Genomic DNA, 16,990 nt, shown 5'->3' with positions numbered 1-16,990 from the left:
CCCTGCTCGACTGGCTCCCTTCAGCGCTCCATTCTGCGTCTGATATAGAAAAAGAGTTATATTTGCTATTATTATCTTTGGAGCGAAAACTATGCATTCTCCCAAACTGCGGCTAGAAGGGGTCACCCATAGCTACCGCAGCGGTAGACAGAGCGTGGCGGCGCTGGCGGGCATTGATCTCACAGTAGACGAAGGCGAGTTTGTCACCATCATCGGCCCCAGCGGCTGCGGCAAAAGTACCCTCTTCAATATCATTGCCGGTGTCGAGGAGCCGACCGGCGGCAGCGTGATCCTTGATGGCGAGGTCAATGGCGAGCGAGCCGGCAAGACTGGCTACATGCCTCAGCAGCCGCTTCTCTTGCCGTGGCGCACAGTTGAAGAAAACGTCATGCTGGGGCTGGATATTCGCCGGGTGCCGCGCAAGAGAGCACGAGAGCAGGCGCGTGAACTGCTCAAGCGCTTCGGCCTCAGCGAATTCGCCGAGCATTATCCGGCTGCGCTCTCTGGTGGCATGAGCCAACGGGTGGCTTTGCTGCGCACAGTCCTCTTTCATCCCTCATTCCTCCTGCTCGATGAGCCGTTTGGTGCCCTCGATGCCTTGACGCGCCTCTCATTGCAGATGTGGCTACAGGAGCTATGGCAGAGTCTGAAAGCCAGCGTCCTCTTTATTACGCATGATGTACGCGAGGCGATTCTCCTCTCTGACCGCATCTATGTCTTGAGCGCCCGCCCGGCCCGTGTGCTGCGTGTGGTCCGCGTAGAGCTGCCGCGCCCGCGGCGTCCAGAGCAACTAACCTCGCCCGAAGCCGCGGGCCTTGAACAAGAATTGATCAGCTTGCTGTTAAAGGAGCAAACAGCATGAACAGTGGTGCTCGGAGTACGCTGCGCAAGCTGGCCAGCTATGGGCCGGCCATTATTCTTGCCACGCTGTTGCTCGTGCTCTGGGAGAGCTACGTACGTCTCGCCCACATCAGTCCTTTCATTCTGCCTTCGCCAACGGCCATGCTGCAGGCACTGGTCGCAAACTGGGACCTCCTCTACGAGCATACCTTACAGACGTTGGTCGAGACGCTCATAGGCCTGGCTATCTCGGTAGTTCTGGGGTTGCTGCTTGCCATCCTGCTAGACCTCTCCACCTGGATACGGCGCGCGCTCTATCCGCTCTTGCTTACCTCGCAGACCATCCCGATGGTGGCCCTTGCGCCATTGCTGCTGGTCTGGTTCGGCTACGGCCTCTTGCCCAAGGTCCTGCTTGTAATTCTCTATTGCTTCTTCCCGATTGCTGTGGCCTGCGCTGATGGTCTGCTGAGTGTTGAGCCGGAGCTGATCAAGCTGCTGCGGAGCATGCACGCCTCACGCTGGCAGATCCTCTGGCTAGTACGCTTGCCCGGCGCCTTGCCAGCCTTCTTCTCTGGCTTGCGCATTGCCGTCACCTACAGCATCACCGGAGCCATCGTTGGCGAATATGTCGGGGCCGAAAAGGGTCTGGGCCTCTATATGGAAACCTCGGCCAATTCCTTTGCCATGGCCAATGTGCTGGCGGCGGTCCTGGTTACTGTCGTCTTAACCATTCTGCTCTTTGGCCTAGTGTCTCTTTGCGAGCGCCTGGCCCTGCCCTGGTATTTTACGCAGGCGCGCACGCGCTTCTGAGGCAGAGCGCTTCTGCTGCGACGGACGTCTTTGAAAGGAGAGGTCGCCCATGAGTAACAAAACACGTTTACTTTTAAGCATTGTGATTCCGCTGCTGGTCATTGTTGTGGTCGTCGGGGCCTTCCTCTGGCAGCAGCATCTCAGCAGCGCCGGTGGTGGCGCAGGTCCTGCGGGCACCAGCACTGGCACAGCTCGCTCCCTAACGACGGTCAAGCTGGCACTGGACTGGACGCCCAATACCAATCATACGGGCATTTATGTGGCCCTGGCTCAGGGTTGGTATGCCCAGGAGGGGATCAGGCTGGAGATTCTGCCGTTTTCTTCCAATGTTTCGCCTGATGTCCTGGTTAGCACGGGCAAGGCCGATGTGGGCATTAGCTCTACTGAGGGCGTGGTTACGGATGCGGCTCTTGGTCAGCCAGTCATCTCGATTGCGGCCATTATTCAGCATAATACCTCAGCCCTGGTGACGCTTGCCAAGTCTGGCTTGAAGCGTCCGCGTGATCTCGATGGCAAGGTCTATGCGGCTTTTGGTGCTCCTTATGAGACAGCGGTAGTAAGCGCCATTATCAAGCACGACGGAGGCAAGGGGGTCTTTCGTAGTGTGACTCTAGATGTCGATAGTATGCAGGCGCTAGAGACGGGGCGTGTCGATTTTGTGTGGGTTTTTGAAGGCTGGGAAGTGATTCAGGCTCAGCGCCAGGGGGTGCAGCTCAATGTCTTTCCCGTGACTCGCTACGGCATTCCCGATTACTATACGCCAACCATCATTACGGGACCGCGCCAGATCAAGGAGGAGCCAGATGTCCTGCGGCGCTTCATGGCGGCAACGGCGCGCGGCTATGAGTATGCGCGGCAGCATCCGCGCGAGGCGGCGCAGATGCTTCTCAATACGGCTCCCAAAGGAACCTTTCCTGATCCCGGCCTGGTCTATGCCAGTCAGGAGTTTTTGAGTCCGCGCTATGCAGATCCAGGTCGTCAATGGGGCTGGCAAGATGCTGCTCCCTGGCACGGATATCCCCAATTTATCTTGGACACGGGCCAGATCAAGAATAACGCTGGTCAGGTGGTGCGCACTCTTAACTTTGACTCCCTCTATACCAATGTCTTCCTGCCCCATTGATACCCTTGCTGAGCAGCGCTGATGGCTGCAGTCAGCGGACCAGCAGGGCCAGACGCCTCTCTCGACAGCGAGCAGCCGAGAGAGGCTGGCGACCCAGAGGCAGATTGACCAGCGGCAGCGGCGACCGCTCTCTGACCAGGTCAAACCGCCGCTATCCGCTGGTCGCTTTGCTCCAGATGGGCGGATCTAGGCAGTCTGGTATTGCTTCCTCTGCGGAGAGCAATTGAGCAGGCGGGGAGGGAGAAAGCAGATACCTCAGCGCACTCTCTTCGTTTCATCTAATAGATGGATATCGTGCTATGCTGGACCTGCCTGCTCAATGAGCGGTTCTAGCCTTTGTTTGTACGCAGAATCACTGTGATGCAAGTCTCGGACCAGTATCTCTTTTGCCCGGCGTGCGGTGCCGCTAATGACCCGACTGCCCAAATCTGTCACTGCTGTCACGCTGCTCTCTCGTCCTCCGTTGCTCCGTCTGCCAAGTCTGACCCTGGCCAGGGCAAGGGCGAGCTTAACATGCTTCAACTCGGGCCACAAACGCTGGCAGAACCGGTTGACAGTCGCTCTCTGGTACCGCTCTGGCCGGGCACTGTCCTACGAGAGCGCTACCATATTCTGCGCATTCTAGGGCGCGGCGGATCGGGCGCCGTCTATGAGGCCAGTGATCTCCACGAAGGTGAGCGCCGTGTCGCCATCAAAGAGGTTGTAGCCTTCCATCTCGAACCTCGTGTGGCAGCGGAGACGATGGCGGCTTTCTATAGTGAGGCCTCGCTGCTGGCCACCCTGCGTCATCCCAGCATTCCCGAAGTCTATGAATATTTCACTGAGCAGGATTGCTGTTATCTGGTGATGGAATTCATCCAGGGGGAGACCCTAGAGGAGCGGTTACAGCGCAGTCAGGGTGGTCGCCTCCCTCTTGACGAGGCGCTAGAGATTGCTATTCAGCTCTGCGGAGTGCTTGAGTACCTGCATTCGCGCCCGGTGCCGATTATCTTCCGCGATATCAAACCTGCCAATATTATGCTAGAGAGTGTCTCTGGGCGGGTCTATCTGGTCGACTTTGGCATTGCACGACGCTTTAAGCCAGGACAGAGCCGTGATACGCTGTCGCTTGGTTCGCCCGGCTACGCAGCCCCTGAGCAGTATGGCAGAGAGCAGAGTACACCTCAGGCCGATATCTATGGTCTGGGGGCCACGCTCCATCAGATGGTGACAGGCGTTGATCCCTCGGAAACCCCCTTACACTTTGTCTCGCTTCGCTCCGTTGATCCTTCGCTGCCCGCTGAGCTAGATGAGCTGGTAGCACGCATGGTAGAGATCTCTCCCCACAGGCGTCCAGCCAGCGTAGCAGAGGTACGCCGCCGACTTGAGTCCATTCAGCAGCATCTGCCCCCTTCCCTACGAAGGGCAAGGCGCGGAGGCGAGCAACACCGGCAGCCTTTCCCTCAGCCGCGAGGAAAACGCCAGCACCGGGCGGCCAGGCCGGGTGCTTCTGTCGCACCACCGCTGGCTGCTAAAGCGCATACAGCGGCTCAACCGACGTCCAGGCTGCCACGGCGCCTGCTACTCATTGCTGGCCCCTTCATTCTGGGGACAGTAGTGGGTATGATCGGAGCACATGAGCTGGATTTACCTCTGGTGCCAGTCTCAGCCAGCCTTCAAACGCCGACAGTCTTTGCACGCACGCCGGCAGCTAACCTGACCTCACTCCCTCTTGTCAATGTGCGCCTGACCTTGAGCTATACTGGTCATCAGGCTCCTGTCAAGGCGGTGGCCTTCTCGAGTGATGCCCAATATCTGGCCTCTGGCGATCTGGCCCATAGCGTGCAAGTCTGGGAGCCGTTATCTGGTGAGTTGGTACTGCGCTATGATGACCATCGTGCTGCCATTACCTCCCTTGCCTGGTTGCCCGGCACAGCGGTGCTGGCCTCCAGCAGCGAAGATGGTACAGTGCAGGTCTGGGATGTGGCTCGGCAGCAGCGTTTGCTTGTCTATCGGGGGCATCACGGTGCCGTGCGGGCTGTCAGAGGGAATGGAATCGGTTTGTTCGCCTCGGGCGGAGCCGATGGCACGATCCAGGTGTGGGATGCTCGCACTGGCGAGCGCAGCGCCTTGCTCCTTGATCGGCCGGGCCTGGCGGTCAATGCCGTAAGCTGGTCACCCATAATGACTACCTTGGCCTCTGCCGATGAGCAGGGCAATATACTCCTGTGGGATGTGCAGACAGCCAGCCCAAGGGCGCGCCATAGCATGGCCGATGCCTTGACTGGGGAGCCTGTGGCCCTGTTGGCCCTTGCCTGGTCGCCCGATGGTTCGCGCCTGGCAGGAGCTGGGGCCGATGGCCAGGTCATCCTGATCAGCCTGGAAGGCAATGCCTTTCTAGGTGGCCAGGTCGTTTCCTCTCTCCCTTGTACAGCTCTGGCCTGGTCGCCTGATAGCCGCCTGCTGCTTATCAGTAGCGGCAGGCAAGCCACCATCTGGCTGGCCAGCACGACTGCCTATAGCCTGCTCTATAGCTATACAGAGCAAGCGGGAGAGGTGACCGCGGTAGATTGGTCGCTGGACGGCGGGCTACTGGTCTCGACGGCAGGGAGCAATGTGCGTGTCTGGAGTGTGAACAGCAACAGCTTGCGCTAAGAGAGGGGGAAGGGCTGCCGGACGTGCCGGACGAAAGAGCCACCCTTTATCGGGCCAGCCGCTGCCGGGAGATGGGCCAGGTGTGGTGTGGTCAAAGAAGGTCACAGCGCGTATGAATGATCAAAAGCTGACCACTGCTGAGGGTAACGCTGGCTTCTGGCTGAGTCAGTTGGTTGCTGACGCCGCGAGGCCGGCCAAAGACGAGCGTCTCCCCATGCAGCGGATAATATAGACCCGTGGTAGAGATGCCATGCGCGTCTCCCGCCAAGGGAAGGAGCGAGACCAGATCACCACTGTCACCCCGGATCAGTGTGGAGCCGGGACCACGCAGGAGCCAGCAGGTTGCAGGTCCATCGATGAGGCGCACTGGCACCCGGTCGTAGGCTGCTAACATGAGCACATTGGCCAGCGCGTGGTCGTAGCGGGCACCGCCAAAGGCCCCCAGAATGGTCACGGCTGTGGCCCCCTGCTCGATGGCATACTGTAAGGCCAGTTCGCTATCGGTCTCGTTCTTCTCGACGGGGGTCTGTACAAAACGACAGCCCGCGCCTTCCAGTTGGCTCACCAGGGATGGAGCGAGCGAGTCCAGGTCTCCTAGCACGACCGCTGGCCGCCTGCCCAGCCGGAGCGCGTTCTCTGCGCCACCATCCGCCGCCAGAATGAGATCGGCCTGACGCAGCGCCTCCTCAACCAGGATACTCGGACGCAGTGTTCCACCGGCAAAGATCACTGCCTGCATCTTGTCCTTAGCCTCCTTTCTCTTCTGCTCTTGCCCTCTCTTCCCCACAGATTTGCAAGATCGCGTACGTGGGGGGCCTGATTTTGACTGAAGAGCATTGTATCACCTCGCTTGCATAGCAAACGAGGGCCAGAAAGGGGCAGAGACGTGCAAAGCGACGGAGAATGACGTACAATGGCCCTGGTTGGCTGGAAGGCTTGTGGCTGTCTGCTGCCGCTGCTTCTCCTTCTCTGTCCATCGATACCTGCCTCTCGCTGCCGACATGCTACCTTGCCTAACTGGCCAGCGCGTAGCTCTCTCAGAGGGCTATCCGTTCTACAGATGGAAGTCTTCACTTCGCACGTGGGGGAAACAAACGATGCTTTCCACGCAGGCGATACCGCAATCCTGGGGACGCTATCCGCGCGTCAAGCCAGCGCGTGTTGTCCCGATCTACTGGCGCGATCAAGTGCCCGATCTGCAGACACTGCCCGGACCGCTGCTGGCCTATGGCTATGGCCGCAGCTATGGCGATAGCTGCCTTAATGAAAACGGTACGGTGCTGGCAGTCAGCCACCTGCGGCGGTTTCTGGCCTTTGATGAGGAGCAGGGCCTGCTGCGCTGCGAAGCCGGCGTCTCGCTGGCTGAGATTCTTGATCTGATTGTGCCTCGAGGTTGGTTTTTGCCCGTCTCCCCCGGCACAAAATTTGTATCGGTGGGTGGCGCGATCGCTAACGATATTCACGGCAAAAACCATCACAAGGCAGGAACCTTTGGCTGTCACGTCACGCGCTTCGAATTGCTGCGCTCGAATGGCGAGCGCCTCATTTGCTCGCCGACAGAGAATCGCGAGCTGTTTGAGGCCACCATCGGCGGCCTCGGATTGACGGGCTTGATCCTCTGGGCTGAGTTTCGCTTGAAGCGCATCCATAATCCTTATATCGATATGGAGCGCATCCGCTACGATTCGCTCGAGGAGTTTATGGAGCTGTGCGCCGAATCCGATGAGCAGTATGAGTATACGGTGGCCTGGGTCGATTGTCTGGCCAGCGGAAGCAAACTCGGACGCGGCATCTTTATGCGTGGCAATCATAATGAGTCGCCTGAGTATGCTCGCAAGCCGCTACCGCGCAAGCTGCCGCTGGCTGTACCTGTTGACCTACCCTCCTTTACTTTGAATACGCTCACGCTGAAGATCTTTAATACGCTCTATGATCACTCCCAGCTTCAGAAGCGAGTCTTTAAAGTAATACCTTATGAACCTTTCTTCTATCCTCTGGATTCTATCCATGACTGGAACCGCATGTATGGCCGACGCGGCTTCTTCCAGTATCAGTGTGTGGTGCCCTATGAGCAGGGCTATGATGTCATGAAAGAGATTCTGCAGCGCATCAGTCGCTCTGGTCAGGGGTCATTCCTGGCGGTGCTCAAGAAGTTCGGTGAAGTTCGTTCGCCCGGCTTGCTCTCCTTCCCGCGTCCGGGGCTAACCCTGGCGCTTGATTTCGCTAATCAGGGACCCAAGACGCTGCGCCTCTTCGATGAGCTGGATGCTCTCGTGCGTGAAAGCGGCGGTGCACTTTATCCGGCCAAAGATGCGCGCATGCATGGGGAAGATTTTAAGCGCTTCTTTCCGCGCTGGCAGGAGTTCATGCGTTATGTTGATCCAAAGTTCTCTTCCAGTTTCTGGCGACGCATGGCCCTTGTTCCTGCGCGAGAACAGTCTACCGCGGTAGAGGTTTGACTATGGCGTTGCAGAAAGTTGTCATTGTTGGCGCAACCTCGGCCATCGCTTACGAGGCGGCGCAGTGTATGGCGGCCCAGGGGGCCGAGCTGTTCCTGGTCGGACGCAACCCGGCAAAGCTGGAGACGATCGCGGCTGATTTGAAAGTGCGAGGAGCGCAACGCGTCGAAACTTTTCTCTTGGATGTCAACGAGGTGGCACGCCATCAAGCGATGCTGGACGCTGCCGTGGCGGCCTTCGGCTGGCTGGATGGCTTGCTGATCGCTCACGGGACTCTCGGCGACCAGCGCAAGTGCGAGCTGAGCGTTGAGGAGACACTACGTGAGTTCCAGACCAATGCCCTGAGTGTGATCGCTCTCTTGACACTGGCTGCCAATTATTTTGAGCAGCGTGGCCGGGGGTGCATTGCTGTGCTCTCGTCGGTGGCGGGTGACCGCGGACGCCCCAGCAATTATGTCTATGGGGCTGCCAAGGGGGCCGTCTCGATCTTCCTGCAAGGCCTGCGTGCTCGCCTGGCTAAGCACGGCGTGGCCGTAGTGACCATTAAACCGGGCCTGGTCGATACTCCGATGACTGCTCATTTGCGCAAGGGGTTGCTCTTCTCGAGTGCACGCCGCGTCGGCCGCGGGGTTTACCGCGCTATGCAGCAGGGCCGACCAGTAGTGTATTTGCCCGGCTATTGGCGCCTGATCATGCTTGTGATTCGTCTGATCCCAGAACGCGTTTTTCAGCGCCTGTCACTCTAGTCTGCCTGGTTTCAGGACAGGGGAAGATAGATGACTCGCCCATCGGGGCCAATCTCGAGAAAATAAAGCGGACGCCCTGGAAAGGCGCGGCGCAGGCGCTCAAATTGCTCTGGCTCGCTGGCTTGGGCATAGATAATATCTCCTTGCTGTAAGAGAGGCTCATTGAGAGGAAAGAGGACGAAGTCGTAAATGGCAAGGTCATTGGTGACTACGATAGCGTGATGAACCGGCGGTTGGTAGATAGCCTGCAGATCAATCTGTCTGCCTGCTGGCAGCCCGCTGTAGTTATGGTAGAGGTTGATCTGTCGAGGGGTGTAGTAGAGCAAATTGCAGGCCAGCAACCCCATGAATAGCAGAGCTGTCAGCGGACAATTTCGGGCCAGGGCCAAGGTTCTGGCCAGAGATTGCTTGGCGCCAGGCGCTGCCCCTGCTGTGGCTGAGCTGGCTGCCTCTGGCGAATGCTGGGGCCCTCTCTGAGCTGGGTCCTGCTGTCTTGCTGTCTGTCCAATGGCTGCGACCACGAGCCGCTCGCTCTGGGCCAGCGTCGTCAGACCGCGGGCGCTCAGCATGAGCAGGAAAGGCAGCGTCTCGTAGAGATAGCGTGGTCCCAAGTAGATACCGTGGTAGAAGTAGCCCACGAAGGCCAAGGCGATGACGAGCGTTCCTGCTAGGAGCAGCCAGTCGCTAGCGCGGCTTCGACCGCTGACAAAGGGTATCAGGAGCAGGGCCAGGGTTAGGTAGAAAGGCCAGCCGAAGAGATCAATGGCCAGAATCGTGAGCTGCTCATCGAGATTGACCAGGCCAGCAGCCAGAGTATGAGCGCCGTAGAAGCCGATGCCCTGGCCGAAGCCCCAGCGATCGCCAGCAAAGAAAAGTGTGCGCGGCGTGAGCAGCGGATTTCCCGTGAGAGCCAGGTTCGATAGTAAATCAAGTATCACAAAGACCTGGAAAATGCAGAGTGAGGCAATCAACATCCGTAGCCAGGAGCTTGGCCAGGGGCGCCAGCGTCGCCAGGCAGCCAGGAGGATGGCGCTGCTCAACATTACAATGTCGAGCAGCGCCACCTGCTCGCGTGTCAGGTAAGCCAGTCCGAAGCAGAACGCTGCCAGCGGCAGCCCCCACAGCTTACGATCCTGAAGGAAGCATAGAAGTGCCCAGAGACCCCAAACGAGGTAGAAAAGCGTAACAGTGTGGCTGAGATAAGAGGCCGCCAAATAGCTATAGAACGGCGAGAAGACACCTAGCAGCACAGCCAGCGTCGCTGTCGTGCGATCGTAGAGGCGCGCGGCAACCAGGCCGATGCCCAGGAGGGCCAGCGTACCTAGCAGCGGCTCAACGGCGTAGGGAAGACCCAGCCAGAAGCCCGGCACGAGAGTAAGGGCGGTGCCGGGCGGGTACTGAGCGAACCAGCGACCGTCGAACTGAACCATAAAAGGGCCTGGAAAGAGGTCGGCTGCTGGTGGTAAAGGCACAGCCAGCCGTCCCTGAGCATACATTTTGGCGGCGAAGACGTAGGCAGCGGCATCATAGATGTGCGGCTGGCCATGATACTCCACACGCGCAATCCAGAGCGTATAGCCTAAAGAGCCGCCCAAGGCCAGCAGGGCCAGCGGGTGCAAGGCCCCAGTCAAACGCTGCCAGTAGCCTGCCAATCGGATGGGCAAAATATGGCCACCGCTCCCATGCTGGAGAGGCCGGAGCCATGACCAGCGCCTCACTCTACCGGCGTGAGGGGTCTGCCTGTCATCAGCAGATAGCTGGGAACGGGAGGCTACACTCCGCCGCCGGCACGCGAAGAGGCAGAGACTGGCCACGGTGCCTCTGGCCAACATCACTGCCAGGAGCAAGACCGTGCCCCAAAGCAGGGAGCGCACAAGCGTATCGGCAACCTCTGCCCCGAAGGGAGCGGCATCGAGGGGGAAAAAGACGCTCTTGTTAGTGAATTGTGTGGTGCCGGTGCCTCGTTGGGGGTCTTGTTCAGGAGCAAGCCAGGTCACACTGAGGCGGCGGTCGTTGCGATCAAGTGTCACCTCTAAAACGCCGCCAGCAGCGGTCAGCAGAATCAGCGACCGCGGAGTCTCTGGGCGCTGCAGCTCAAGACGCAGACGCAGCTCTGCGCTGGCTGGCAGGCGCACTGTTGTCGCAGGAGCAGGCCAGCGTATGGTCTGGATCAAGTGCTGACCGCTCCAGATCTGCAGATTGCGCCAGCGACTGTACCCCTCGAGATCACGCATCCAGCTCTGAAAACGATAGTACCATGACGAGGAGAGACTATGTATATAGGGGAGATCAAGCGTAAAATTATTGGTGCTATCGCTCCCATCGATCTGATACTCATGGAGAACTGGGTCCTGGGCAGGAAAGCGGAGCTGGCTCAGAGGGGCCAACTGGCCTAAAGGGACGCGCTGGCTGCCGACGAAGAGCGTCGTCGTACCTGTCTGACTCACCACCTCCAGCGGTAAGGCGGCCGCCTGATAGCAGCAGGCATCGATGCCCAGCAGCAGCAGCAACATGCCGCTGAGCAGCAGACAACGCAGCAACCAGCTCAAGCCCGAGTGCGAGCGTCGAGGTTGTGCCTGCCCTGCAAATGGTAGAGCCGGGGTGCTGTCTGCCCCACTCATCTGCGCCTTGGCTCTGTCCTCAGACAGGCGAGGATTCCGATCCCAGATCCACATAAACCGTCCCAGCTCCTCACTTAGTGGCTTGCGCTGGCCATAGCTGGAGTCCCCTTCTCTTGTCTCGCGCCTGGACGCCAGGCGGGCCGTTGATTCTGCCTACCGCTGAGCTGGAGGACCACATCCTGCCTGCATGCTGCGTCAAAGCGTAGGAGCCAATTCACTGCAGAGAGCGCCTGCGTTGCTCCTGTTGACGTAGGGCCTCGTAAAGCACAATGCTGCCAGCAACAGCAGCGTTCAAGGACTGAACACGTCCGCGCATAGGGATGCTCACCAGCAGATCACAATGTTCGCGTACCAGGCGACGCAAACCCTTGGCTTCACTGCCCACCACCAGCGCCAGGGGGCCCGTCAGATCGACCTCAGTATAGCGCTGGCTGGCAGCGGCGTCCAGGCCAATGACCCAAATATTCCTCTGTTTCAGGAACTCAATACAGCGCGTCAAATTGGTCTCACGCGCAATTAAAAGGTGCTCAGTGGCGCCAGCAGAGGTCTTAACCACGGTGGGAGTGATTTCCGCGGCGCGATGCTCAGGGATAATCACCCCATGCACGCCGGTGGCCTCGGCGCTGCGCAGCAAAGAACCCAGATTCGTAACATCCTGCAGCGAATCCAGGATCAGCAAAAAAGGATCTTCGTGGCGTTCAGCAGCGCAGGCAAGAATCTCATCGAGGCTGACATAGCGTCGCGATTCCACGACCGCGATACAGCCTTGATGCACGGCGCCGCTACTGAGCTGATCAAGGCGTGTGCGAGGCAAGGTCTCAATTGGAATTGAGCGGCGTTGAGCCTCCTCAACAATGGCCCGAAGAGCCGGCGCCTCGCGCAATCCCTCGGCCAATAACAAGCGCTTGACCCGGCGCGAGGAACGCAGCGTTTCCAGCACCGGATTGCGGCCCCAGACATAATCGGGCATAGCACTTCCTCAGTAAACGAACGCTAATGAAAACAAGACCGGCCGCCAAAAGCAGATCTCTCTGAGCGGCAGAGAGGCGGATACAAGGGTCGAGTCGAGTCAAACGACCGCCAGGCCAGGCGGAGGGCAAGCGAGAGTGATAGACAGCAATCCGGAAACAAGAGGAAGGACAGCCTGCCGTGGCCGCATGGCAGCGATGGAGAAAAGCAAGGCTGTCCTCTAGCTATAATTAGACATCTTCCTCTTGCTCCCCAGACTCCAAAATAAGCGGCAGCGAGGCCTCAGAGGCCTCGGCGGCTTCGGGCAGAGTACTGAAGAGGCCGGCGACCAACTCGCGCACTGGGGCAAAGCTTCGACGATGGTAAGGGCTAACGCCATAGCGGCGCAAGGCGGCAAGATGGGCCTCTGTCCCGTAGCCTTTATGGCGATCGAAGCCATAAACGGGAAACTCCTCATGGAGACGCTCCATCAGGCGGTCGCGCGTTACCTTAGCAATGACAGAAGCAGCCGCGATTGACAGGCAGCGAGCATCGCCCTTGATCAGAGAGCGCTGAGGCAAAGGGACACCAGGCAGCATCAGCGCATCCAGCAGCAGAGCTTGGGGCTGAATCTGTAGCTGCGCCAGAGCCTCGCGCATCGCCCAGCGAGTGGCCTCCAAAATATTGCGCTCGTCAATCAGCTCCACTGGAGCAACGCCCACGCCCAGAGCAAGCGCCTGCTGCTGAATCACCGTATACATTCGCTCGCGCTGCGCAGGGGTCATCTGCTTCGAATCGCGCAGCTTGGTGCATAGCATCAACGCAGCCGCATCCTGCTCAGACCCGGCAGCAGAGGCTGTCGGCATCAACCGGGCCAACCGCTCGACAGGAAGAATCACCGCAGCGGCGACCACAGGGCCAGCCAGACAACCGCGACCCGCCTCGTCAAGGCCGGCGACAAAGCGGTATCCCTGATCAAGCAGCGCTAACTCTTCCTCTAAGGTTGGCTCCATAACCTCTCTGCTGCCTTGAACTCGCCCCTGTGCTTCTTGTATGGTCTCTGCCTCTGCGCCAGTGAAAGGCGCAAAAGATACCTATCACATACTGAACGCTCCGTCTGACCTGCGTGGCCGACTCTCTCCGGCGTCTAGCCTACCATCGCGCTCAAGCTGCTCAACTCCAAAGCTGGCCACTATTCCTGGCCCCTGTCCCGGCTAGCAAGAGACTACCTGACAGAGCGCACTGAGCACACCTCTCGCATAACGAGCGATAGAGAGAAGGCCAAACGAAGAAGAAGCGAGACAGTGTCTCGGCGGGGCACATGGGGAAGGCTGACCGCGGGAGAAAACTACTCCTCGCCGCCTTGTTCCTCGACCACCGCCTCGCGAGCCGCAGCCGCAGCCTCTCTGGCAGCAATCTCGGCCTTACGCATCGGACGAATCTCCTTCAAGCGGGCCGACTTGCCGGAGCGCTCGCGCAGATAATAGAGCTGCTTACGGCGCACCCGCGCATGGCGGAGTACTTCAATCTTCTCAAGACGAGGCGAATGGAGCAGGAAAGTTCGCTCAACGCCGATCCCATGTGCGGCAATGCGACGCACTGTGAACGTTCGATTGACGCCGCCACCGTGGAGACGGATCACCACGCCCTCGAAGGGCTGAACGCGCTCATCCTTACCTTCACCGATACGTACAAGCAGACGGACCGTATCGCCGGACTTAATCTCCGGCACATCCTTACGCATCTGCGAGCGCTCCACTGCCTCCAGCAGTGCACGCCCGGCAGGTTTTGGAATCTCCTGTTTCTCGGCCATATCCCAAAAACCTCCACGCCGCTCCGTGACGCTACCAGGACAGAGACAAGCGAGAGAACCTCAACCGTGATCCGGGAGCAGCCAGCTAGAACACCTCTGCTAGCCATCTTCTAGTTGGCTGACTGACTAACAGCGGCTGCCTGGGTTGAAGGACAACTACAGGTCACGGCGACGCTCTCCCTGGCTTCAATACCTGGCAGCGTTTGGATAGACGGATTGAGACAACACCACATAGCAGCGACAAGCCAGCTTTAGCAAACCGGCTGCGGACGCTGCTTTCCATCGTAGACTCTCGACATTGCTGACGAGAAAAAAGGGAGGATAGACGACCCCCTGATTTCTCAGGCCCTCGCCTCGCCTAGCTGGCGGTCTGGGCCTGCTGAGCGGAGCTAGCGGCTGTAGCGCTCTTATTAAAGAGCTTCATCAAGCGCGACTTACGGCGCGCGGCATTGTTGGGATGCAGCACCCCTTTCTTGACAGCGCGATCCAGCGTACTAATGGCATGGCGCACCGCTGCCTCAGCATCAAGACCGCTCGCTATCGCCAGGCGAGCCTTCTTAATCGCCGTCTTAACTGACGACTTGACACTGCGGTTATACAAACGCCGCTTGCGCTCCTGGCGCAGACGTTTCTCCGCGGACTTCGTATTAGGCATAGAAACTTATCAAACCTCCCCGCTCCTTAGCGATAATCACGCGACAGCTGCTTGTTGACGCCTTTCACTCACACGACGAGGGCCTCGCTGCTGGTCTTAGCAGCTCACCCGTGATCGCCTTACTCTCTGCTCTCCTTGAGGAGTGCGCCCTGGCGGTGGAATCCAGCGCAAGTGGCGCGTCGCTCCAACCTAGCAACGCAGCCACTTCCATCTAAGGCCTTGGAGATGCGTACCCTCCAGCTCGTGCTGTTTGAACTGGCTAAGCTCGCAGTTGGATTGAGCTGGAGGTGGCTCTCTCGTGCCTGCTCGCTGTCTACGGATCGATTTGGCTGACGGTTGCTTTACTTCGGGCAAGCAAGATAAGACCGGCGCATCAGGCGCCGGATTGGGTGAGTGCTCAAGGATTGTAGCATAGCTGGCGTGGGTTGTCAAACGCTCTGTGAGCCTTGGCATCGTGCCCCTGGCCTTGTCTGCCTTGCCAAAACAAAAGCAGAGGAGGCGGGTGAGCAGAGGCAGACAGAGAAACAGTGGACGCCGGACCGAGCCGGCGCCCACCCGCTGGGTACGAAATGAGGCGGACACAAGATTGTCCACGTCTCTTGCTTACAGCCAGACACGTGAGCCATAGGCCCTGAGCGGATCGCTCAGCGGATCACTGGGCTGATGGCGGAAGGCTCCTAGTAGATAATGAGCGGCGTCCCATAGGTCGTATGATGATAGAGCCAGCCAGCCTCGTCCTCTTGCATATTGATGCAGCCGTGGCTGCCGTTGCCGGCGAACTCCTCATCGCCGCCGCTGTCGTAGTGCGGGAACTCGGTTCCGGGGCCGTAGTCGGCGCGCCACCAGCTATCGTGAATGAAGTAGCCATCGCTGCGATAGGCCATTGCATAGTTAATCTTCGTGTCGGGATACCAGAAGGCTGAGCCTTTCGGCTCACTCGACTTAAAGATGGTTGGTGACTCGCGATCAAAGATGTGGTAGATGCCTGGAGGCGAAGGTCGCATATACTGGCCCGTGGTCACATAGAACGCACGCACCAGTTGCCCGTTATTGTAGAGGCGCAGCACCTGCTCCACTAGTGAGACCACCATGACCTCGCCCTGCATGAAACCGTAGCGGGCCATCAGTTGCAGATCAGTGCTATGGGGCTGATCGTAGGGCGTCTGGTCGTTGTAGTCAGCCTCCATGGCCCGCAGCAGAGTCATGCTCCGGTTGATGAAATCAATCGCGGCCTGATAGTCGTCGATTGTCTGAGCGGTCTGGACCAAGTAATCGGCATCCGAGCCGATGCCCTGATCCATATACTCGAAATCCAGCTCGTAGCCGTGGTATTTGTGACTGGCTCCCCAGCTTTTGACCTCGTCGTGGAACTGCTGAAGGAGATAGTTGGCCTTGCCGCGATAAACCGTAAGCTGGACAGCACTAATATCGTTATCGATCTGCGAAGAGACCTGCAGGTAATCGCCAATGGTTTGAGCCTGGTCAAGGGCGTGCTGATCGGCAGTCAGGCGCTGCTGGAAAGTACTCACGTCCTGGCCATACTGCTGTGCCTGAGCGATGTAGTCGCTCAACTGCTTTAGCTTGGCCGCTCCCACATAGGGAATGGCTTGCGTTGACAAAACGACCGCCTGTGTAAACTGGGCGTTGACCGTGCTGATCAGCTGCTGGAAATCCGCCGGCGTCTGCGCCGTATGAAAGCGCTGCTGATCGGCCTGTCGCAATTGCTGGAGCGCCGTAGTATCCAGATGCGAAGCCTGAAGCTGCGCAATGATCTGGTCAAGGGCCTGGAGTTGGTTGGCGGCAGTCCCCATCAGGCGCAGGGCCTGAGTGTCCTGCTGGGCCTGGTTGCTGATCTGCTGGTAGTCGCGAGGTAGCTTGGCCTGAGAAAAGGAGGTTTGCAGCTTCGTCAGTCGATTCTGGAAAGACTGAGCTTCGGCAAAGCCTTGGGCCTGGCGCTCGGAGAGCACGCTGGCATAGGTCTGCAGGTCTTGCCAGGCCTGATAGTCGCATTCATCAGTCACCTGGGCTGTCAATCCTTCGACCTGGAGAGAGAGTTGCTGATAACGCTGGGTCAGATTCTCATAGTATTGGATTAGAGGCTGATCGCTAAAAAAACTGAGTGGGGCCCGGCTGCTCGCTAGCTGGGCCTCTTGCTCCTGAATGGTACTGAGTAATGTCTCAGGTACACCCGCGTTGCGTGCCTGGGCGATCAGCGTGTCAAGCTTGGCCTTTGCCTGGTTCGCAGCTTGTTGTTGAGCGGGGTTCCCCGTGCATGCACTTAATGCAAAAAGAAAAATAAATAGACTAAATAGAAGCAAATTGTGCCAGCAGCGCCACCGCG

At 58.7% G+C, this 16,990-nt stretch carries 13 protein-coding genes; 6 read left to right on the top strand and 7 right to left on the bottom strand.

What is annotated here, in order from left to right:
• The first annotated feature begins 91 nt into the window (after window positions 1–91).
• The 4 genes from IRZ24_RS02590 to IRZ24_RS02575 all read left to right on the top strand — a co-directional run bounded on the left by IRZ24_RS02590 (window position 92) and on the right by IRZ24_RS02575 (window position 5,407).
• Window positions 92–862 (top strand): ABC transporter ATP-binding protein, encoded by a 771-nt coding sequence (locus IRZ24_RS02590; protein ID WP_297160255.1) that lies wholly within the window; start codon window positions 92–94, stop codon window positions 860–862.
• The gene (locus IRZ24_RS02585; protein ID WP_297160254.1) at window positions 859–1,650 is read left to right on the top strand and encodes an ABC transporter permease; all 792 of its coding nucleotides are present in this window, start codon (window positions 859–861) and stop codon (window positions 1,648–1,650) included. Before IRZ24_RS02590 ends, IRZ24_RS02585 begins: the two co-directional genes overlap by 4 nt.
• Window positions 1,651–1,699: 49 nt before the next feature.
• Entirely contained in the window at window positions 1,700–2,773 is a 1,074-nt protein-coding gene (locus IRZ24_RS02580) for an ABC transporter substrate-binding protein (protein WP_297160253.1), read from the top strand.
• A gap of 513 nt (window positions 2,774–3,286) precedes the next feature.
• Window positions 3,287–5,407, top strand: coding sequence for a serine/threonine-protein kinase (locus IRZ24_RS02575; protein ID WP_297160251.1), 2,121 nt, complete (start codon window positions 3,287–3,289; stop codon window positions 5,405–5,407).
• 91 nt (window positions 5,408–5,498) lie between these two features.
• Here IRZ24_RS02575 and IRZ24_RS02570 read toward each other — a convergent pair whose 3' ends face one another.
• Window positions 5,499–6,146 carry a thiamine diphosphokinase gene (locus IRZ24_RS02570; protein WP_297160249.1) on the bottom strand — a complete coding sequence of 216 codons (648 nt, stop codon included), beginning with the start codon at window positions 6,144–6,146 and terminating at the stop codon, window positions 5,499–5,501.
• Between the two features lie 358 nt (window positions 6,147–6,504).
• On the opposite strand from IRZ24_RS02570, the gene IRZ24_RS02565 reads away from it, so the two are divergent.
• Complete coding sequence (locus IRZ24_RS02565; protein WP_297160247.1) at window positions 6,505–7,866, top strand: FAD-binding oxidoreductase; 1,362 nt, start codon at window positions 6,505–6,507, stop codon at window positions 7,864–7,866.
• An 8-nt stretch (window positions 7,867–7,874) separates the two neighbouring features.
• Window positions 7,875–8,612 (top strand): SDR family oxidoreductase, encoded by a 738-nt coding sequence (locus IRZ24_RS02560; RefSeq protein ID WP_366914220.1) that lies wholly within the window; start codon window positions 7,875–7,877, stop codon window positions 8,610–8,612.
• Between the two features lie 11 nt (window positions 8,613–8,623).
• On the opposite strand, the gene IRZ24_RS02555 is transcribed toward IRZ24_RS02560, so the two are convergent.
• From IRZ24_RS02555 to IRZ24_RS02530, 6 genes are all read right to left on the bottom strand, one after another.
• On the bottom strand, window positions 8,624–11,233 hold the full coding sequence (locus IRZ24_RS02555) for a glycosyltransferase family 39 protein (protein ID WP_297160243.1): 2,610 nt from the start codon (window positions 11,231–11,233) through the stop codon (window positions 8,624–8,626).
• Window positions 11,234–11,447: 214 nt separating this feature from the next.
• On the bottom strand, window positions 11,448–12,203 hold the full coding sequence (rlmB, locus tag IRZ24_RS02550; RefSeq protein WP_297160242.1) for a 23S rRNA (guanosine(2251)-2'-O)-methyltransferase RlmB: 756 nt from the start codon (window positions 12,201–12,203) through the stop codon (window positions 11,448–11,450).
• Between the two features lie 229 nt (window positions 12,204–12,432).
• Window positions 12,433–13,236 carry a ribonuclease HII gene (locus IRZ24_RS02545; protein WP_297160268.1) on the bottom strand — a complete coding sequence of 268 codons (804 nt, stop codon included), beginning with the start codon at window positions 13,234–13,236 and terminating at the stop codon, window positions 12,433–12,435.
• A 293-nt stretch (window positions 13,237–13,529) separates the two neighbouring features.
• Window positions 13,530–13,994 carry a 50S ribosomal protein L19 gene (gene rplS, locus IRZ24_RS02540; protein ID WP_366914219.1) on the bottom strand — a complete coding sequence of 155 codons (465 nt, stop codon included), beginning with the start codon at window positions 13,992–13,994 and terminating at the stop codon, window positions 13,530–13,532.
• 358 nt (window positions 13,995–14,352) lie between these two features.
• The gene (gene rpsT, locus IRZ24_RS02535) at window positions 14,353–14,649 is read right to left on the bottom strand and encodes a 30S ribosomal protein S20 (protein ID WP_297160240.1); all 297 of its coding nucleotides are present in this window, start codon (window positions 14,647–14,649) and stop codon (window positions 14,353–14,355) included.
• 677 nt (window positions 14,650–15,326) lie between these two features.
• A partial coding sequence (locus tag IRZ24_RS02530; protein ID WP_297160238.1) for a L,D-transpeptidase family protein occupies window positions 15,327–16,990 on the bottom strand: 1,664 nt, incomplete at its 5' end.

The organism is Thermogemmatispora sp. (assembly GCF_019683755.1).
GTDB lineage: Bacteria > Chloroflexota > Ktedonobacteria > Ktedonobacterales > Ktedonobacteraceae > Thermogemmatispora.
Note: the sequence above shows the minus strand (reverse complement) of the source record. Positions and strands in the feature narration are given on the sequence as shown.